Here is a 19,505-nt window from a genome sequence, read left to right as displayed (position 1 = left end):
GCTCCCGCCGCCCCGGGCCCCGCCTCAGTCCACCACCTTCAGCAGCAGCACGGCGCGGGCCGGGACCGTCACGCGCTCGCCCCCGCGGTGGCGGGTGGCGGGCGCGGCCGACTGGTCCTCCCGCGAGGTGTCCAGGACCAGTTCGTACGCCCGGGCCCACGGAGCCCCCGGCAGCACCCACGCCACGGGCCGGTCCCCGGCGTGCAGCAGCGCCAGGAAGCTGTCGTCCGTCACCTGCCGCCCGCGCTCGTCGCGGCCCGGGATGTCCCGGCCCGACAGGTACAGGCCCACCGCGGCGGCCGGGTCGTACCAGTCCCGCTCGGTCATCTCCGCCCCCGCCGGGGTGAACCAGGCCAGGTCCCGCAGCCCGTCCGCCCCCTGCGAACTGCCCGAGAAGAACGCCCGCCGCCGCAGCACCGGGTGGGCCCGGCGCAGCGCCAGCAGCCGCCGGGTCAGCGCCAGCAGCGCCTGCCAGGACGGATCGTCCAGCAGCGACCAGTCCACCCAGCTCGTCCCGTTGTCCTGGCAGTACGCGTTGTTGTTGCCGCCCTGCGTCCGGCCGAACTCGTCGCCCGCCACCAGCATCGGCACCCCGGTCGACAGCAGCAGCGTGGTCAGCAGGTTGCGCAGCTGGCGCCGGCGCAGCGCCGCGATCCGCGGTTCCGTCCCTTCCGGGGGCTCGCCCTCGACCCCGCAGTTCCACGACCGGTTGTCATTGGTGCCGTCCCGGCCCGCCTCGCCGTTCTCCTCGTTGTGCTTGGACTCGTACGACACCAGGTCGCGCAGGGTGAAACCGTCGTGCGCGGTGATGAAGTTGACCGAGGCGTACGGCCGCCGCCCGCCCCACGCGTACAGGTCGCTCGACCCCGACAGCCGGTACCCCAGGTCCCGCACGTCGGGCAGCGCCCCGCGCCAGAAGTCCCGTACCGCGTCGCGGTAGCGGTCGTTCCACTCGGTCCACAGCGGCGGGAACGCCCCCACCTGGTACCCGCCCGAGCCCACGTCCCACGGCTCGGCGATCAGCTTCACCCGCCGCAGCACCGGATCCTGGGCGATCACCGCGAGGAACGGCGAGAGCATGTCCACGTCGTGCATCGAGCGGGCCAGCGCCGCCGCCAGGTCGAAGCGGAAGCCGTCCACCCCCATCTCGGTGACCCAGTACCGCAGCGAGTCGGTGATCAGGCGCAGCACGTGCGGGCGCCCGGCGTGCAGGGTGTTCCCGCAGCCCGTGTAGTCCGCGTACCGGCGCTGGTCCGACTGGAGCCGGTAGTAGGCCCGGTTGTCGATCCCGCGCAGCGACAGCGTCGGGCCCAGCTCGCCGGCCTCCGCCGTGTGGTTGTAGACCACGTCGAGGATGACCTCGATCCCGGCGGCGTGCAGCGCCTTGACCATCCGCTTGAACTCGCCGACCTGCTGACCGGCCGTACCGCTCGAGGAATAGCCCGCGTGCGGGGCGAAGTAGCCGATCGAGTTGTAGCCCCAGTAGTTGCGCAGGCCCCGGCGCAGCAGGTGGTCCTCGTGCGCGAACTGATGGACCGGCAGCAGCTCCACCGCCGTCACCCCGAGCCCGGTCAGGTGCTCGATCGCCGCCGGGTGCGCGAGGCCCGCGTACGTACCGCGCAGGTGCTCGGGGATACCCGGATGGCGCATCGTGAACCCGCGCACGTGCAGTTCGTAGATGACCGAATCGGCCCACGGGGTCTTCGGCCGGACGTCGTCCGCCCAGTCGTCGTCATCGTGGACCACGACCCCCTTGGGCACGTGCGGGGCCGAGTCCCGGTCGTCGCGCACGGTGTCCGCGATGTACTGCTGCGGCCAGTCGCGCACGTGCCCGTAGACCTCCGGCGGGAGCAGGAAGTCCCCGTCCACGGCCCGCGCGTACGGGTCCAGGAGCAGCTTCGCCGGATTGTGGCGGGCCCCCGTCCACGGGTCCCAGCGGCCGTGCACCCGGAATCCGTACCGCTGGCCGGGCGCCACGCCCGGCAGGAAGCCGTGCCAGATCTCGTGGGTGAGCTCCGTCAGGGCGCACCGGGTCTCGGCCCCGTCCTCCGTGAACAGGCACACCTCCACCGCCTCGGCGCCCTGGGCCCACAGCGCGAAGTTGGTCCCGGCCGTCCCGCCGGGCCCCTGGTGGAAACGGGCTCCCAGCGGATGGGAGGACCCGGGCCACACCGGCGGTCCCGGGCGGGTCCGCGCCGCTGCCGCGTGGTCCCTGAGCTGGCCGGTCAGCTGCCCGTGACCGTTGCCGATTCCGTTGCTGCTCCCGTTCCCGTTGCCGCTCCCGTTCCCGGTTCTGGTCCCCGTCCCGTTCGGGTGCCCGGCCCCGTTCGGGTGCTCGGCGGCGTGCGGTACGGGCGCGGCTGCCGGGCCGCTCCGTACCTCACCCGCGACGGCTTCCACCGCCTCTTGCTCGGCTGCGCTCGACACTGCCCGCCTCCACGGCTCTCGGTACCGGCAGGGGCAGGGGAAGTGCGGCCCCGGCGTCCCGGCCAGGGCCCGCCCCCGTCTGGTCCTTCCCACTGTTCTGCCCGGACTGTTCTGCCTGGAACGTGGGCCGCGCCCACGTTTCCCCCGGAGGGGCCCGGTCGTTGGAGGAACGTGACTCTTCTGACGAGGCGGGCAGGGGCGGGCTTGGCCGCCGTGGCGGCATGGGCGGGCCTCCTCGGAGGCCTGGCCGGATGCACCGCGAACGGTGGCTCCCCGATCGAGATCCAGCTGCCCGGGAAACCCCGGTCACCGGACGAGGCGATCAGGATCACTCCCGCCGACAACGCCAAGGGGGTGCCGGCCGAGGGACCCCTGACGGTCACCGTGCCCGAGGGCCGCCTGGAGCGGGTCGTGGTCACCAAGGTGGAGGACGCCCAGGAGGAGAAGGTGCCCGGCGCCATCGCCGTGGACGGGCTCAGCTGGAGTCCCGACCCGGCGGCGGGCCGGCTCGCGCTCGCGGCCAAGTACACCGTCGACGCGGTCGCCCTCGACGGGCACGACCGCCGCCAGGCCCGGCACACCACCTTCACCACCTACGTTCCCGAAGAGCGGTTCATCGGCTACTTCAAGCCCGAGAACCGTTCCACCGTCGGCACCGGCATGATCATCTCCTTCAACTTCAGCCAGGCCATCGAACGGCGCGCCGACGTGGAGCGGGCCATCACGATCACCTCCGACCCGGCCGTGGAGGTGGCGGGCCACTGGTTCGGCAACGAACGCCTCGACTTCCGGCCCAAGGCGTACTGGAAGCCCGGCACCGAGGTCACGGTCAAGATGAACCTGCGGGACGTCCAGGGCGCACCCGGCACCTACGGCATCCAGGACAAGACCCTGCGCTTCACCGTCGGCCGCTCCCAGGTCTCCACCGTCGACGCGGCCGCGCACACCATGGAGGTCCGGCGCGACGGCGAGCTGCTGTCCACCGTGCCGATCACCGCCGGGGCGCCCAAGAACACCACCTACAACGGCAAGATGGTGGTGATGGAGCTCTTCGACGTCACCCGGATGAACGGGCAGACCGTGGGCTTCGGCGGCGAGTACGACATCCCCGACGTCCCGCACGCCATGCGCCTCACCCGCTCCGGGACCTTCCTGCACGGCAACTACTGGGCCAGCCCCGACACCTTCGGCTCCACCAACGCCAGCCACGGCTGCATCGGGCTGCGCGACAACAAGGGCGGCGGCTCGGACACCCCGGCCGGCTGGTTCTTCGACCGGACCCTGGTCGGGGACGTGGTGGAGGTCGTGAACTCGCAGGACAAGACGGTCGCCGCGGACAACGGGCTGGGCGGCTGGAACCTGTCCTGGCCGGCCTGGGTCGCGGGTTCCGCCATCGGCTGACCTCTGCCGCACGCGGACCTCCACCGCTGCCCCGGCGCCCGACACTGCGTCACCTGACGCCCCAGTCGAGTGATTGTCGGACCGGAATGCCGTAGCGGGGGAGTGTCCTCCGTCCGACGCGCCATGACCCGCAGCCAGCCTGTACGGGCCAGCAACGCAGGTAACGGACGGAGCGTCATGTCAGCAAGGAACTGGACCCTCGGCGTAGCGATCGGGGCCGTACTGGCCGCCGGGGCGCCCACGGCCCTGGCCGCGGGCCCCGGCGGGTCCGGGGGCCCCGGCGGGTCCACCGCCGAACGGCCGGCGGCGGCCGCACGGCGGGCCCCCCTGCCCGGCGGGCTCGGTCCGTGCGTACCGGGGCGGTGCCCCAACCCGCACCCGCCGATCGGGTTCGACGGGATCCCCAAGGGCCGTGACAACGGCATCAACATCTTCGTCGGCGGCGACTTCCGGGTCCGCGAGCGCGCCGCCGAGGCCGAGGGCCGGGTCGTGGTCCTCGGCACCTTCGACCAGGACAAGGTCGCCGGGGCCAGCAGCGTCTACAACATCGGCATCGTCGGCGCCGGCTCCCTCGTCCCGCCGCCGGACGGGGCGGACTTCCTCACCACCGGCGGGAACGTGCACATCGCCGCCGGCGAGCGGCTGATCTCCGACGGCGGCCTGGTCCGCCACGCGGGCACCGCCCCCGGCCCCGGCACCGTCACGGGCACGCTGGTGCCGGATCTGGGGGCCGCCACCCAGTACACCCCGCTGAGCCCCAGGCTCACCGCGGCGAGCAAGTGCTACGCGCGCACCGACGGGCAGCACCGTCCGACCACCGGCACCGTCCGCAACCAGGACGGCACCTTCGTCTTCACCGGTGACAACACCGCCGCGCTCCAGGTCTTCGAGGTCGAGGCCGACATGGTCGGCCGGGGCGGCGGGGCCATCGGCATCCGCTTCGACCGGATCCCGGCGGGCGCCACCGTACTGGTCAACGTCTACGGCACGAACCGGACCATCAACACCTTCAGCGGCGACATCACCGACAGCGCCAACGGGTTCAACCCCTACCGCGACCGGCTGCTGTGGAACTTCCCGGACGCCACCACCCTCAACCTGAACGGCAGCGGCCAGTTCCAGGGCAGCGTGCTGGTCGCCGAGCCGGCCTCGTCCACCACGGTCACCCTGCCCGGTATGAACGGGCGCTTCTTCACCACCGGCGACCTCACCCACACCGGCATCCAGGGCGGAGGCGGCGGCCAGGAGCTCCACGCGTACCCGTTCAACGGCAGCCTGCCCGACTGCGAGAACGTCGCACCGGTGAGGGGCCAGGTCTCCGTCTTCAAGCACGACGCGGACAAGCCGCTGCCCGGAGCCACGTACGAGCTGTGGCGTGAGACCAACGGCAAGAGCGGAGCCCAGTTCACCAACCCCGGCGGCGACACCAAGGTCGCCGACTGCGTCACCCCGGCGAGCGGCATCTGCTCCCACACCGTCCCGGTCGGCACGTACCACTGGCGCGAGACGAAGGCGCCGGCCGGGTACGAGCTCGCGCAGGACCCCGTGGCCGAACTGACACTGACGCGGCAGAACGCCTCCGCCGGCGTCAGGGCCCGCATGGCCAACAGGAAGCGCCCGGCCGACGCCGAGGTGGTGCTGCGCAAGTCCGACAAGGACGGCGGGGCGCTCCTGCCCGGCGCCCGGTTCGAGCTGTGGCGCGAGACCAACCACCGCGCGGGCCTGCAGACCGCCGGGATGGACCCGGACGAGCGGCTCCCCGGTACCTGCACCACCGACGCGAAGGGCAGCTGCACGGTCCACCTGCCGGTCGGCGAGCGGCACTACTGGCGCGAGACGCAGGCACCGGCCGGCTACGACCTGCCCGCGGACCCGGTCACCGCGTTCGATCTCGATGAGGGCGACGTGCGGACGGGCCTGGTCGTCAAGATCACCGACGAGCGGACGAAGGATCCCGAGTACACGGGGTCGATCAAGGTCCTGAAGAAGGACGCGAAGACGAAGCGCCCGCTGCGCGGGGCGGTCTTCGAGGTGTGGAAGGAGACCAACAACACCGCGGGCCTGCAGACGCGCGGGATCAACGCCGACCGGAAGGTGACGCCGGGCTGCGCGACGGACCGGGGCGGGACGTGCGAGTTCCCGGGGCTTCGGGAGGGCTCGTACTACGTGGTCGAAACGGCCGTCCCGGAGGGTTACGTCCTCCCGCCGAACCGGGTGACGGGCCCGCTCCGCCTGGACGCGAAGACCCCGGACCACCGCCGGGTGATCACCCTGCACAACAAGCGTGACGACCACGGCAAGGGCAAGGACAAGGGCCCGAAGCCGCCCCGGGCCGGATAGGGCGCGCGGATGGGCCGCCCGGGTGGGCCGGTGACCCTGCCGGCCCACCCGGCGCGCCGGGTCCGGGCGGGTCCGGTTGGATCGGGGCCAGCGGCCCGGCCGGCGGGCGCGAGGAGGCCCGTATGAGCACAGGCGGCGCGGCAGGGGCGATAGGGGCGATAGGCAGGGCGGCCGCCACGGCCGCGATCCTCGCGACGGGCGCCCTCGGCCCGCCGCTCCCGGCGACCGCGACCGCGACCACGGCCGGTGCCGCACCCGGCACCACGGCCGAGGCCCCGGACACACCCGCGGCCGGGACCGCGGCCGGGACCCCGCCCGGGACCGCGGCCGCGTGCACCGCCGGGACCGGGCCCTACCAGCGGGAGCTGGAAGGGCACCTGCGGCGCCGGGTCGACGGGGTGCAGGACGCCGCGGACTGCGAGGCGATCCGCGGGTTCCAGCGGAGCAACGCGATCCGGCCGGCCGACGGGTACGCCGGGCTGGTCACCTTCCGGACCATGGTCGCGGTCGCCGCCCGCGCGAACCCCAACGCCCGCGGCGGCTGCCCCGTCCGCCCGCACCGGGTGACCTGCGTGGACCTGGAGCGGCAGCTGCTCTGGGTGCAGCGCGACAGCGCGGTCGTCTTCCCGCCCGTGCCCGTGCGCACCGGCCGCGACGACGAGGAGACCCGCCCCGGCTGGCATGAGGTCTACTGGCGCAGCGAGGACCACAAGTCCACGCTCTACGAAGACGCCCCCATGCCCTACGCCCAGTTCTTCGACGAGGGCCAGGCCCTCCACGGCCGCCCCGGAGACCTGTACGCCCACGGCGGCTCCGCCGGCTGCGTCAACCTCTCCGTCCCCGACGCGCGGCGGCTGTGGGACCTGCTGACCGAGGGCGACGCCGTCTACGTCTGGGGCGCCAAGCCCGGTACGGAGGACTGACTCCCGGCGTGGCACCACTCTTGGGACGGAACGGTGACAAGGCCGTACTGTCTCGTGATCCCCCGTGTGATTTCCTGGCGAGAAGCGCGCGACTGTCCGCGCGCGGGGGACATGGGGAGAACAAGAGTGAACCTGCAGCCGATACGCGGCCGCGCCCGCACCGGCCTGCCGGCCCTCCTGCTGGGTGCGGCCCTGCTGTTCACCAGCGCGTGCAGCGCGGGGGGCAACGGCGGTGGCGCCGGCGGGAGCGGCGGCGGAGACGGGGGTACCGGTACGACCGGCACCGAGGCGTCGAAGGCCGTCGTGAGCGTCAAGCCCGATGACGGGGCCAAGGAGGTCGCCACCAACGGCGTCCTGAAGATATCCACCACCGGCGGCAAGCTCACCACGGTGACCGTCGCCGACAGCAAGGGCAACGCGGTCGAGGGCAAGCTCGCCGAGGACGGCGCGAGCTGGGAGCCCGCCCGCAACCTCGCCGCCGCCACCGAGTACAAGGTGCACGCGGTCGCCAAGGACGAGGCCGGCCGCGAGTCGGCGAAGGACAGCACCTTCACGACCCTCACGCCCGCCAACACCTTCATCGGCCAGTACACGCCCGAGGACGGTACGACCGTCGGCGTGGGCATGCCGGTCTCCATCAACTTCTCCCGCGGCATCACCAACCCCGAGGCCGTCGAGAAGGCCATCACGGTGACGGCCGAGCCGTCCGTCCCGGTCGAGGGCCACTGGTTCGGCAACGACCGCCTCGACTTCCGCCCCGAGAAGTACTGGGCCGCCGGCACCAAGGTCACCCTGAAGCTCGCGCTCGACGGGGTCGAAGGCCGCCCGGGGGTCTACGGCAAGCAGACCCGTACGGTCACCTTCACCGTCGGCCGCTCCCAGGTCACCACCGTCGACGCCGCCGAGCACGAGATGCACGTCGTCCGTGACGGCACGGAGATCAAGAACATCCCGATCACGGCCGGCGCCCCCTCGAACACCACGTACAACGGGCAGATGGTCATCAGCGAGAAGTACAAGGTGACCCGGATGAACGGAGCCACCGTCGGCTTCGGCGGCGAGTACGACATCTCCGACGTCCCGCACGCGATGCGGCTGACGAACTCCGGCACCTTCGTCCACGGCAACTACTGGGCCTCGTCGAGCACTTTCGGTTCCGAGAACGTCAGCCACGGCTGCGTGGGCCTCAAGGACGTCCGCGGCGCCGGTGACGGCAGCCAGCCCGCCGCCTGGTTCTTCAACGAGTCGCTGATCGGCGACGTGGTCATCGTGAAGAACTCCAAGGACAAGCAGGTCGCCCCCGACAACGGCCTCAACGGCTGGAACATGGACTGGGCCGAGTGGATCAAGTAGTCCCACGCCCCGCGTAGTCGAGGTGGCCCGGTGCTGTGACCCACAGCACCGGGCCACCTCGCGTTAACCGGCGCTAACCTTCCCCGTATGACCATCTCTCTCGAAGTCTCCGAAGGCGTCGGCGTCATCCGTCTGGACCGGCCGCCCATGAACGCCCTGGACATCGCCACCCAGGACCGGCTGCGCGAGCTCGCGGTGGAGGCGACCGATCGCGCCGATGTCCGCACGGTCGTCATCTACGGCGGCGAGAAGGTGTTCGCGGCCGGCGCGGACATCAAGGAGATGCAGACCATGGACCACGCGGGCATGGTGGCCCGGTCCCGCGGACTGCAGGACGCCTTCACCGCGGTGGCCCGGATCCCCAAGCCGGTCGTCGCGGCCGTCACCGGCTACGCCCTGGGCGGCGGCTGCGAGCTGGCACTGTGCGCGGACTACCGGATCGCCGCCGACAACGCGAAGCTCGGCCAGCCCGAGATCCTGCTGGGCCTGATCCCCGGCGCGGGCGGCACCCAGCGGCTGTCCCGGCTGATCGGCCCCTCCAAGGCCAAGGACCTCATCTTCACCGGCCGCATGGTCAAGGCCGACGAGGCACTGGCCCTCGGCCTCGTGGACCGCGTCGTACCGGCGGCCGAGGTGTACGAGCAGGCGCACGCGTGGGCCGCGAAGCTGGCGCAGGGCCCGGCCCTCGCGCTGCGCGCCGCCAAGGAGTGCGTGGACGCGGGGCTGGAGACCGACATCGACACCGGGCTGACCATCGAACGGGGCTGGTTCGCGGGCCTGTTCGCCACCGAGGACCGTGAGCGCGGGATGCGCAGCTTCGTCGAGGAGGGGCCGGGGAAGGCCAAGTTCCTGTAGGCGGGGCCCCGGTCCTCCCTGTGGGTGGATTAGCCGGGCCTTAAGGGAGTCTTAAGGCGAAACGTTGATCCACTGAGGGTGACCGCCGTTTTGCGGTGCGTCACCGCAGGTCAGGGTGGGTTCGGCGGCCCCCGGATTGCCATTCGCATATGCCGGGAAGACCCTTCGGAGCCAATGATTCCGAGGGGTCTTTTCCTGCGGAACCGCCCGGACTGCCGTACGGGCCGTCCATGATGGGGGCATGGCGGGTCTGGAGGGTGTGGAACAGCCGCGGCAGCGCAGCAGCGCTCCCGCCGTACGGCTCACGGCGGCCCTTGAGGACGAACAGGGCCTCAAGGCGCTGGAGTTGTACGGGAATCCGGCCGAGGCGGAAGTGACACTGCCGTCCATGCCCGAGTCGGCGAGCACCGCCCGCCGGCTCACCCAGTGCGTGGTCGTACGCCTCTGGGGCCTGTCGCCGCAGATCGCCGAGCACGCGGTGCTGCTGGTCTCGGAGCTCGTCGGCAACGCCGTCCGGCACACCGGGGCCCGGTCCTTCGGTTTACGGATGCTCAGGCGGCGCGGCTGGATCCGGGTGGAGGTGCGCGACCCCTCGCGGGGGCTGCCCTGCCTGATGCCGGTGCACGAGATGGACACCACCGGGCGGGGGCTGTTCCTCGTCGACAAGCTCTCGGACCGCTGGGGCGCGGACCTGTTGCCGCGCGGCAAGATCACCTGGTTCGAGATGCGGGTGGCGGACCGCTGAGCCGGAGCGCCGGGCCCCGGAAACGCAGAAACCCCCTGTCGCCGTTGTGGGGCGCTGCGGGGGTTTCATGGGTGTGCCGAGGATCGAAGGGGGTGTGATCCTCGGCGGGGGACTTCGCTCGGGTCAACGGGAAGCCGTGGTTCCGACTATGGCAGACGAGGGATCAAATGCCAAAAGTCCCAAGTTGGACATAAGTGTGCATATCCTAAGACTTTCCACCTAAATCTTAGGTGAGATGGACCACTGGCCTCGTAATTAGTGCATAAGTATCAACCGCTGTGAGTGAATCGTTGATCACATAGCGGACAGGTTCCCCGTGGGGCCGGTTTGGTCGAAGGTCCCGAATTGGGTCAATCAATACCTACACGGGCATCCACCCCTTAAATGGGCGAGTGCTCTGCTACCCGGACCGCCGATCCGCTCTTCGTGCCGGCGCGGCGGTCGCCGCCGGGGCCCTCGCCGCCGCCTGCGGCACGGATGCCCACACCGCCCCCGGGCCGTCCGCGTCCGCCGCGCCCCCCGCCAAGGCCGCTCCGGACAGACGGGCGGCCGCGGCCAAGGCGGCCCCCGCCCCGCGCCGGTTCGCCGGGCAGCCCGTGGAGATCGGGCACGGCCCGCGCGACCGTCCCGCCGTCGCGCTCACCTTCCACGGCAACGGAGACCCCGCCATCGCCAGGGCGGTGCTCGCCGAAGCGGAGCGGGCGGGCGCGCGGGTCACCGTACTGGCCATCGGCGCCTGGCTCGACGCCCACCCGGACATGGCCCGCCGGGTCCTGGACGGCGGGCACGAGCTCGGCAACCACACCCAGCACCACCTCGCGGTCAACACCATGCCCGAAGCGCAGGCGTACGCGGAGATCACCGGCTGCGCCGACCGGCTCAAGCGGCTCACCGGGTCCATCGGCACCTGGTTCCGCCCGTCCCAGACCCAGTACGCCACCCCGCTGGTGCGAAAACTCGCCCAGCGGGCCGGCTACCCGCACGTCCTCTCGTACGACGTGGACTCCCTCGACTTCACCTCGCCCGGTGCCGCGGCCGTGGTCCGCACCGTCATCGGCACGATCCAAGGCGGATCGGTGGTGAGCCTGCACTTCGGCTACGCGGACACGGTCGACGCGATGCCGCCCCTCCTCGAAGAACTCGCGCGCCGCAAGCTGCGCGCGGTGACCACCACGGAGCTGCTGACCCCATGACGACCACCCGCCTTCCCCGGAAGGCCACCGCGCTGCTGGCCGGTCTGGTCCTCGCCGCCCTGACCGGCTGCGGAGCGGCCGACAAGGGCCCCGCCGAGGCGCTCAGCACCAAGGGGCCCGCCGTGCCCGCCAAGGCCGTACCGGCCGCGCCGCCGGGCCTGGCCGGAATGCCGCCGCTCCTCGATCCGAACGACGTGTACGCGGCCGACCGGCCGAACAGGCTCTCCCCGGTGGTCAAGGACTTCCCGTCCCGGGTTTACGTGCCGAACACCAACTCCAACACGGTGTCCGTCATCGACCCGGTGACGTACAAGGTCATCGACACCATCCCCGTCGGCGTCCAGCCCCAGCACGTGGTCCCCTCCTGGGACATGAAGACCCTCTGGGTCAACAACAACCGGGGCCACACGCTCACCCCGATCAACCCGGCCACCGGCGAGGCCGGCAAGCCCGTCGAGGTGCACGACCCGTACAACCTGTACTTCACGCCCAACGGCAAGTACGCGGTGGTCATGGCGTCGATGGACAAGGAACTGGTGTTCCGCGATCCGCACACCATGGACCGCGTGAAAACCGTCCCGGTGACCTGTTTCGGCGTCAACCACGCGGACTTCTCCGCCGACGGCCGCTACTTCATCGTGAGCTGCGAGTTCTCCGGTGAACTGCTCAAGGTCGACACCGAGAAGATGGAGGTCATCGGCCAGCAGAAACTGCCGTTCGAGGGCGCGATGCCGCAGGACGTCAAGGTCTCGCCGGACGGAAAGACCTTCTACGTCGCGGACATGATGGCGCACGGCATGTGGGTCCTCAGCGGCGACACGTTCGACACCCCCAAGCTGCTGCCCACCGGAAAGGGCTGCCACGGCCTGTACGTCAGCCGCGACTCCAAGGAGATGTACGTCTCCAACCGGGGCGAAGGATCCGTCTCCGTCTACGACTTCACGCAGAACAAGCTGACGAAGAAGTGGGAGCTGCCCCAGGGCGGCAGCCCCGACATGGGCGGCGTCTCCGCCGACGGCAAGGTGCTGTGGCTCTCGGGCCGCTACAACTCCGAGGTCTACGCCATCGACACCACCACCGGGAAGCAGATCGCCAAGGTCGCGGTGGGCAGCGGCCCGCACGGCCTCGCCGTCTACCCGCAGCCCGGCCGCTACTCGCTCGGCCACACCGGCATCTTCCGGTAGGCGCACGGGCGCACGGGCGCACGGGCGTACAGGCGTACAGGCGCGCAGGCGCGCAGGCGCGCAGGCGTCGCGACGTGAAGGCTTGACGACGTGAGAGTGCCCCGGGAGCCCGCACAGCTCCCGGGGCACTCTCACGCGCCGGACGTCACCAGGAGACGGGGAGCCGCTCCGGAAGCCGCTTGATGAAGCCGGTCCGCCAGACGAGGTTCTCCGCCGGCACCGCGAGGCGCAGCTCGGGCAGCCGCTCGACCAGCACCTCCAGCGCGATCTCGGCGTGTGCCCGGCCCAGCGCGGAGGCCGGGCAGAAGTGCCGGCCGGCGCCGAAGGCGAGGTTGGCGTTGGAGCCCTCGCGCTCGAGGTCCAGCTCGTCGGGGTTCTCGAAGGCCTCCGGGTCGAAGTTGGCGCCCTCCAGCAGGACGAGGACGAGCTCGCCCTCCCTGATCAGCACGTCCCCGACCTGGATGTCCGCCATCGCGATGCGCGGCAGGCCGTCACCGACGGACAGGTTCCAGCGCAGCAGCTCGTCCACGGCCTTGCCCATGCGCTCCGGGTGTTTGCGCAGATACCCGATGAGCTCGGGCTTCTGCAGCAGCGCCAGGACCGCGAGGGTCAGGAACGCGGACGTGGAGACCGCGCCCGCGCCGAACAGCGACACGGCGACGGTGGCGAACATGTCGTCGGTCAGGTGCGCCGACTCCGGGTCCGCCTCCTTCAGCTCGGCGAACTTGCCGAGGAGCCCCGTACGCTCCTCGGCGGGAAGCGCGAGCTGCGCCTTCAGCCGGTCCTCGAAGTAGCCGACGTCCTTGTACCAGTTGAGCGCCGAGTCGGCGAACGGCTCGCGCGCGGTCATGAACGCGACGTCCAGACCCGACATCAGCCGCCGCCAGTCCTCGAACGGCACGCCCAGCACCTGGCAGTGCATGGCCGCCGAGAACGGATCGGCGAAGCCGGCCCGCAGGTCCGCGGGCCCGCCCTCGGCGAGGAGCCGGTCGACGAGCTCGCCGGCCTTCGCGCGCAGCCAGTCCTGCAGACCCTTCTGGCGCGGGTTGAGCGCCTTCATGACCGCGTTGCGCAGTCCGGCACTGTTGATGTTGCCCATGTTGTTGACGACCTCGGGCGGGATCGTCAGCGCGTACTGGCGGGGGACCCCGGCGTTCGCCGTGTCCTTGAGGCTGAAGCGCTCGTCCTCCAGCACCTGCTTGGCCAGCGCGTAGCTGCTCACCAGCCAGGCCGGGTCCCCGGTGAGGGTACGGACCTTCGCGACGGGCGCCTTCTCGCGCAGCCAGGTGCACTCCTCGGGGAGCACGTCTCCGCGCCGCGAGAGCGGGAAGTCGAGGAGGGCCTCATCGGTCCGCCCGCCCGTCTCACGGGAATGGTGCGCCTCAAGCTGCTCGACGCTCATCGACGGTCCCTTCGGTTGGTGCGGTGTGCGTGTGCGTGTTCACGTTCGGGTGGTTCGGGTGGTTCGGGTCGCTCTGAGCCATATCGGCCACCTCGGGCCTCACGACGGCATAGGCCTGGTTCCTGGTCGCGCGCAGTCCCCCACCGCGCGCGAAGAGGACATCGGTCATCGGCATCTTGACGTGGTAGGCCGCCACGGAGGACGGGACGTCGAGAATGCTCGGGGTGTCCACGAAGAAGGGCAGCTCGGCTGCCATGTAATCGAAACACACCTGCAACTGCGCGTCGGTGATGGATTCACCTTCCGGCAACTTGGAGCCGACAAAATGCAAGGCCATTTCCTCGCAGCCCTTGCGGAATTCGTCATCGGTCTCCAGGAAATGGAGTACGCGCCTGTGCAGAAGTTGGTAGACGGGGTTCGTCTGGAACTCCGAAAGTGCCCTCACTCGGATCTCGGCGTGCGGAGGCCCTGATTCCTCCACGCCCTTGAGAATCCGTCGCCGGACCGCCTTGATTTCCTTCGTCGCGCGCTTCTCCGCGTGTTCCTGGGTGTAGCCGAAGGCGGCGAACATCCGGTCCACGTGGAGGTCTGCGTAGACGAAGTCGACCTGCGCGAAGCGGGTCGTGGCCCATCGGGCGAGGCTTGAGATGCGCTCGGAGCTGAAGTAGCTGTTTCCAGGACTCACTCCGATGAGCACATGGTCGCCGTCTTCCCAGATGTGGCGGCAAGTGCGGGTGAAGGGCAGAACTTCGAATGATGCGTCAGCTGTGATCGTCACCTGTTTGATCGCCCTTGTTGCCGCTTGTCCCTGGGAGCCCTGCGCTCCCGGTGTGGCGGCAATGTCGCTACGTTATGCCGTGGCCCCGGAGGGTGACAAGTGGGGGCTTGAATTGTTGGCTGGAATTATCGCTTCCGCACTACGGAAGAGTAATTGAATTTCTTTCTGCCGCTCGAACGGGACCCGGGGCGTCCGGGGGCGCCGCGTGCCGCTACCCTGAGCCGGTCAACAAGCACCAAGAAGGGGTGGACCCAGTGGCGGACATCGACAGCGCACGGACGACGTTCGGCAAGTTCGACGTGAACGGTGACGGCTTCGTGACGGCCGACGAGTTCCGTTCGGCGATGGCGGAGATGGGTGACCCGTTCGTCACCGGCCCGGTCGCGGAGGCCGTGATCGCCGCCAAGGACACGAACAACGACGGCCTGCTCAGCTTCGACGAGTTCTGGGCCTCCCTGAACAAGTAAGCCCCCCGCGCCGCCCCCGGCCCCCTGCCGGGCCGGGGTGCGCGCGTCAGGCCCGCGGCTGCGGCCCGGACATGCCCTCCACCTCGGCGAGGGCCTCCTCCAGCCAGCGCAGCCAGAAGGTCTCCAGCCCGGTTCCCGCGTGCAGCACGACACGCCGCAACCGGTCCTGCGCGGCGTCCCGGCCGGCCGGGAAGTCCTTCTCCTCGATGGACTCGTACACCGCCAACTGGGCGCGGTGCAGCTCCAGGTGGCGCCGCAGCTCGGCCGCCAGACCCTGCGGCCCGACCACCGCGGCCGCCCGGATCCGCAGCAGCAGGGGATCCCGTACCGGCTTGGGATCCTGGCTCTCCCCGACCCACCGGGCCAGCTCGCCGCTCCCGGCGGGCAGCACCTCGTACTCCTTCTTCCGCCCCCGTACGGGCACCTCACCGGGCAGCGCCCGGATCAGCCCGGCGTCCTCGAGGCGGCCGAGCTCGCGGTAGATCTGCTGGTGCGTCGCGGACCAGAAGTACCCGATCGACTTGTCGAACCGCCGGGTCAGCTCCAGCCCCGACGAGGGCTTTTCGAGCAGGGCGGTGAGGATGGCGTGCGGCAGCGACATGCGGCCATCCTAGGTTTTAGGCCGGGCATCACCCTGCCTACCGCCAGGCGGCCAGCGCCTCCGGACTCCGGGGCCCGGGAGCGTCCGGCGCCAGCAGGCCGTGCGCGCGCAGCAGGGCCGTGACCGCCGGGGACCAGGCCGCGCGCAGGCCCGCCGAGGCGAGCAGGTCCGGGTCCGAGAGGAGGGCGCCGGCCGCGCCGAAGCGGATGCCCGACGGGGTCAGGACCGCCGCGTCGTCGGCCCAGCGGACCGCCAGGTCCACGTCGTGCGTGGCCATCACCACCGTCGTGCCGGAGGCCCGGAGCCCGGCGAGGACGGCCAGCAGCCGCTCCTGGCCGTCCGGGTCGAGCCCGGCCGTCGGCTCGTCCAGGATCAGCACGCGCGGCGCCATCGCCACCGCCCCCGCGATCGCCGCGCGCTTGCGCTGGCCGTAGGACAGGAGGTGGGTGGGGCGGTCCCGGAGCGCGGTGATGTCCAGGGCGGCCAGCGCCGAGTCCACCCGGGAGCGGACCTCCATCGTGGGCAGCCCCAGGTTCATCGGGCCGAAGGACACGTCCTGTTCGACGGAGGCCGCGAACAGCTGGTCGTCGGGATCCTGCACCACCAGCTGCACGGAGGTGCGCAGCCGGGTCAGCCCGGCCCGGCCGTACGAGACCTCCGTGCCATCGAGCCGCAGCGCGCCCGAGCCGGGCCGCAGGCCACCGCTCAGCAGCCGCATCAGCGTGGTCTTGCCGCTGCCGTTGCGGCCCAGCAGGGCCAGCGCCCGGCCCGGCGCGATGGCGAAGTCGACGCCGGAAAGGACCGCCGGGCCGTCCTCGTAGGCGTAGCCCGCCCCGGCCAGTTCCACCAGAGGGGTCACCAAGGGGGTCGCCAACGGGTTCACAGGTAGAGCCCCTTCAGGGTGAGGGTCAGGGTGATCAGGGCCGCCAGCAGGGCCGCCGAGGCCGCGAGGAACCGCCACGACAGCGCCGCCTCCGGTACGAGCACCCGCAGCGCGCCGTCGTAGCCGCGCCCGGCCAGCCCCGCCTGGAGCCTGGCCGCGCGGTCGAAGGCCCGTACGAAGGAGGTCGCGGCGAGCCCGGCCAGGGACCGCCACACCGCCGCCCGCCCGGTGTGCCCCAGGCGGGCCGCCTGGGCCCGGCGGACCTGGGCCGTGGAGTCGAGGAGCAGGAAGCCGATCCGGTACATGACCAGGGCCACGTCCACCACCGGGGCCGGCACCCCGGCCCGGACCAGCCGGGGCAGCACGTCGGAGACCGGGGTGGTGAAAGCGAACAGCAGCAGCCCCAGCGAGGCCGCCGAGGTCCGCAGGAGCAGTTCGGCGGCGTGCCGCGGGCCGTCGGGGGCCAGGGCGAGCGGACCCGCCGGGCCGCCGACCGCGAACAGCAGCGGCAGCGCCCCCGTGAAGCAGAAGCCGAGCGGGAGCCGGAAGGCCCGCCACAGCTGCCGCCCGGCGACCCCCGCCGGGCCCAGCAGCACGGTGAGGGTGGCGGCGGCCACGAGCGGCCCGCCCGGCCAGGGCGGCAGGCAGACGGCGGTGACCGTCAGCCCGATACCCAGCAGGGCCTTCTCCAGCGGGTGACGGCCGCGCCAGCGGCTGGAGTGCGCCGCCACGTCGATCGGCAGCACCGCCTACGACTCCGCGCGCGCCGGGGCGGAGGGCTCCGCGGCGGCAGGGGAGGGGGCCGCGGCGGAGGCGGCGGAGGTGGCGGGGGCGGCGGCCGCGGCGGGGAAGGCGGACGGAGCGGCTGCGGCCGCGGCCGCGGCGGCTGCGCCCTGGCGGCGGCCCTTGCGGACGCCGAAGTAGTAGGCGAGCACACCCGCGCCGAGGGCGGCCTGCAACGCGAACAGTGCGGACTCCACCTCCCCGGAGGGGGGTTCGTACAGCGGCGAGAACCACGGCTCGTAGTCCGGCTTGAGCTCCGTGATCGCCGACTCCGCCTGCGCGTCGGCGCCCGCGAAGGGCTCCTCCTTGCCCTCGCCCATCCCCAGCGCGATCGGGAGGACAGCCAGCGCCGCCACCAGGAGCAGCAGCAGGCCGTTGATCTTCGTGTTCCGGGACATCCCGCTCATCGGGCCGCCACCTCCGCTTCGGTCTCCCCGGGGCGGGCGGGCGTCAGCTTCGCGACCCCGAGCCGGACCAGGTCCGACTTGCTGGCCTGCATCAGCAGCCGCATCACCAGCACGGTCAGCAGGCCCTCGCTCACGGCCAGCGGGATCTGCGTGACCGCGAAGATCGCCCCGAACTTCGCGAGCGCGCCCGGGAACCCGGTGGCCGGGTCCGGGAAGGCCAGCGCGAGCTGCACGCTGGTGACGCAGTAGGTGACCAGGTCCGCGAAGAAGGCGCCGAAGAAGACGGTCACCATCAGCGGGAGGTCGAACCGGCGCAGCAGCCGGTAGACGGCGTAACCGGCCCAGGGGCCGGCGATCGCCATCGAGAAGACGTTGGCGCCGAGGGTGGTGAGCCCGCCGTGGGCCAGCAGCAGGGCCTGGAAGAGCAGGGTGATCGTGCCGAGCACCGCCATGACCGGCGGCCGGAACAGGATCGCCCCGAGCCCGGTGCCGGTGGGGTGCGAGCAACTGCCCGTCACCGACGGGATCTTCAGCGCGGAAAGGACGAAGGTGAACGCGCCGGACGCACCCAGCAGCAGGGTGCTCTCCGGGTTGGCCTTCACCTCGCGGGTGAGCGAGCGGACGCCGTGGACGACGAAGGGAGCGGACGCGGCGCCCCAGGCGGCCGCGTGCAAAGGGGGCAGGAACCCCTCGGCTATATGCATGAGTGGGGAGACCTCTCCAGCACCTCGTGGATGGACAACGCGCCCCGGCCGGTCTCCTGGCTCACGGGTGCTGCCGTCCCGGCCCCGCCTTCCCGGGCAGCACGGAAACCCCCGCGCAGCCCAGTGGCCTTCCCGCAGGAGTGGAGCCGGACTTCCCGATCACAGTGGCGAGGGCCGCACCGGTTTCCCACCGGTTTCCCGAACACCAAGGCCCGCTGACCCTAGTCGGCCGCACGGACCGGTACCAACCCGCCCCGGGCCCGGACGGGTGCGGCCCGGTGGCGGCCGAGCCCGGCGGCGCCGAGGCTGGTGGCGTGGCTGCCGACACCGATACCGATACCGCGAACCCGTTCGACTACTCCGACCTGACCGCCGTCTACGTCAACTGCACGCTCAAGCGATCACCCGAGCCCAGCAACACCGAGGGCCTGATCGGCAGGAGCCGTACGGTGATGGAGGCCGCGGGGGTGCGGACCTCGCTCATCCGGGCCGTCGACCACGACATCGCGACCGGTGTCTGGCCCGATATGACCGACCACGGCTGGGAGAGCGACCAGTGGCCGGTCCTCTACAGCCAGATCATGGACGCCGACATCCTCGTGCTCTGCGGCCCGATCTGGCTCGGGGACAACAGCTCGGTGATGAAGCAGGTCATCGAGCGGCTCTACGCCTGCTCCTCGATCCTGAACGAGCAGGGCCAGTACGCCTACTACGGGCGCGCGGGCGGGGCCCTGATCACCGGCAACGAGGACGGCGTCAAGCACTGCGCGATGAACGTCCTCTACAGCCTCCAGCACCTCGGCTACGCGATCCCGCCGCAGGCCGACGCCGGCTGGATCGGCGAGGCCGGGCCGGGACCCTCGTACATGGACCCCGGATCCGGCGGCCCCGAGAACGACTTCACCAACCGGAACACGGCCTTCATGAGCTGGAACCTCATGCACCTCGCCGCGCTGCTCAAGCGCAACGGCGGGATGCCCGCGCACGGCAACCAGCGCTCCCTGTGGGACGCGGGCTGCCGCTTCGACTTCCCGAACCCCGAGCACCGGTAGGGGACGC

18 protein-coding genes and 1 riboswitch are annotated in these 19,505 nt (G+C 71.5%); of the genes, 10 read left to right on the top strand and 8 right to left on the bottom strand.

The genetic code is table 11. The features are described 5' to 3' along the window. Positions 1-24 precede the first annotated feature (24 nt). Positions 25-2,229 (bottom strand): glycogen debranching protein GlgX, encoded by a 2,205-nt coding sequence (gene glgX / locus OG904_RS07650; RefSeq protein WP_405497849.1) that lies wholly within the window; start codon positions 2,227-2,229, stop codon positions 25-27. A 402-nt stretch (positions 2,230-2,631) separates the two neighbouring features. On the opposite strand from glgX, the gene OG904_RS07645 reads away from it, so the two are divergent. From OG904_RS07645 to OG904_RS07610, 8 genes are all read left to right on the top strand, one after another. Beyond that, positions 2,632-3,828: an Ig-like domain-containing protein gene (locus tag OG904_RS07645; protein WP_405488658.1), complete on the top strand. Its 1,197-nt coding sequence runs from the start codon at positions 2,632-2,634 to the stop codon at positions 3,826-3,828. A 177-nt stretch (positions 3,829-4,005) separates the two neighbouring features. After that, positions 4,006-6,168: a choice-of-anchor A family protein gene (locus OG904_RS07640; RefSeq protein ID WP_405488656.1), complete on the top strand. Its 2,163-nt coding sequence runs from the start codon at positions 4,006-4,008 to the stop codon at positions 6,166-6,168. A gap of 122 nt (positions 6,169-6,290) precedes the next feature. Continuing rightward, positions 6,291-7,091, top strand: coding sequence for a L,D-transpeptidase family protein (locus OG904_RS07635; RefSeq protein WP_405488654.1), 801 nt, complete (start codon positions 6,291-6,293; stop codon positions 7,089-7,091). Positions 7,092-7,217: 126 nt separating this feature from the next. Beyond that, positions 7,218-8,444, top strand: coding sequence for an Ig-like domain-containing protein (locus tag OG904_RS07630; RefSeq protein ID WP_405488652.1), 1,227 nt, complete (start codon positions 7,218-7,220; stop codon positions 8,442-8,444). Positions 8,445-8,531: 87 nt separating this feature from the next. After that, entirely contained in the window at positions 8,532-9,299 is a 768-nt protein-coding gene (locus tag OG904_RS07625; RefSeq protein WP_405488650.1) for an enoyl-CoA hydratase/isomerase family protein, read from the top strand. Between the two features lie 241 nt (positions 9,300-9,540). After that, entirely contained in the window at positions 9,541-10,044 is a 504-nt protein-coding gene (locus OG904_RS07620; protein ID WP_405488648.1) for an ATP-binding protein, read from the top strand. A 392-nt stretch (positions 10,045-10,436) separates the two neighbouring features. Next, positions 10,437-11,237: a polysaccharide deacetylase family protein gene (locus OG904_RS07615; RefSeq protein WP_405488646.1), complete on the top strand. Its 801-nt coding sequence runs from the start codon at positions 10,437-10,439 to the stop codon at positions 11,235-11,237. After that, positions 11,234-12,421 (top strand): YncE family protein, encoded by a 1,188-nt coding sequence (locus tag OG904_RS07610; protein WP_405488644.1) that lies wholly within the window; start codon positions 11,234-11,236, stop codon positions 12,419-12,421. The genes OG904_RS07615 and OG904_RS07610 overlap by 4 nt, the downstream gene beginning before the upstream one ends. A 145-nt stretch (positions 12,422-12,566) precedes the next feature. On the opposite strand, the gene OG904_RS07605 is transcribed toward OG904_RS07610, so the two are convergent. Further along, complete coding sequence (locus tag OG904_RS07605) at positions 12,567-13,823, bottom strand: cytochrome P450 (protein ID WP_405488642.1); 1,257 nt, start codon at positions 13,821-13,823, stop codon at positions 12,567-12,569. Further along, positions 13,804-14,601: a tRNA-dependent cyclodipeptide synthase gene (locus tag OG904_RS07600; RefSeq protein ID WP_405488640.1), complete on the bottom strand. Its 798-nt coding sequence runs from the start codon at positions 14,599-14,601 to the stop codon at positions 13,804-13,806. The genes OG904_RS07605 and OG904_RS07600 overlap by 20 nt, the downstream gene beginning before the upstream one ends. A gap of 254 nt (positions 14,602-14,855) precedes the next feature. On the opposite strand from OG904_RS07600, the gene OG904_RS07595 reads away from it, so the two are divergent. Continuing rightward, positions 14,856-15,068 (top strand): EF-hand domain-containing protein, encoded by a 213-nt coding sequence (locus OG904_RS07595; RefSeq protein ID WP_405488638.1) that lies wholly within the window; start codon positions 14,856-14,858, stop codon positions 15,066-15,068. 46 nt (positions 15,069-15,114) lie between these two features. Here the strand turns inward: OG904_RS07595 and OG904_RS07590 are convergent, their stop codons facing one another. The 5 genes from OG904_RS07590 to OG904_RS07570 are packed head-to-tail and all read right to left on the bottom strand — an operon-like array spanning position 15,115 to position 18,446. Next, positions 15,115-15,669, bottom strand: coding sequence for a PadR family transcriptional regulator (locus OG904_RS07590; RefSeq protein WP_405488636.1), 555 nt, complete (start codon positions 15,667-15,669; stop codon positions 15,115-15,117). Between the two features lie 37 nt (positions 15,670-15,706). Further along, a complete protein-coding gene (locus tag OG904_RS07585) occupies positions 15,707-16,552 on the bottom strand; it encodes an ATP-binding cassette domain-containing protein (RefSeq protein WP_405488634.1) in 846 nt (281 codons plus the stop codon). Continuing rightward, positions 16,549-17,298, bottom strand: coding sequence for a cobalt ECF transporter T component CbiQ (cbiQ, locus tag OG904_RS07580; protein WP_405488632.1), 750 nt, complete (start codon positions 17,296-17,298; stop codon positions 16,549-16,551). The genes OG904_RS07585 and cbiQ overlap by 4 nt, the downstream gene beginning before the upstream one ends. A 3-nt stretch (positions 17,299-17,301) precedes the next feature. Continuing rightward, complete coding sequence (locus tag OG904_RS07575) at positions 17,302-17,733, bottom strand: energy-coupling factor ABC transporter substrate-binding protein (protein WP_405497847.1); 432 nt, start codon at positions 17,731-17,733, stop codon at positions 17,302-17,304. A gap of 5 nt (positions 17,734-17,738) precedes the next feature. Next, positions 17,739-18,446 carry an energy-coupling factor ABC transporter permease gene (locus OG904_RS07570; RefSeq protein WP_405488630.1) on the bottom strand — a complete coding sequence of 236 codons (708 nt, stop codon included), beginning with the start codon at positions 18,444-18,446 and terminating at the stop codon, positions 17,739-17,741. A gap of 28 nt (positions 18,447-18,474) precedes the next feature. After that, positions 18,475-18,671, bottom strand: a riboswitch (cobalamin riboswitch). Between the two features lie 89 nt (positions 18,672-18,760). Here OG904_RS07570 and OG904_RS07565 point away from each other — a divergent pair. After that, entirely contained in the window at positions 18,761-19,498 is a 738-nt protein-coding gene (locus OG904_RS07565) for a flavodoxin family protein (RefSeq protein ID WP_405488628.1), read from the top strand. Positions 19,499-19,505 lie beyond the last annotated feature (7 nt).

It is taken from the genome of Streptomyces sp. NBC_00096 (genome assembly GCF_045041305.1).
Classification (GTDB): Bacteria; Actinomycetota; Actinomycetes; order Streptomycetales; family Streptomycetaceae; genus Streptomyces.
Note: the sequence above shows the minus strand (reverse complement) of the source record. Positions and strands in the feature narration are given on the sequence as shown.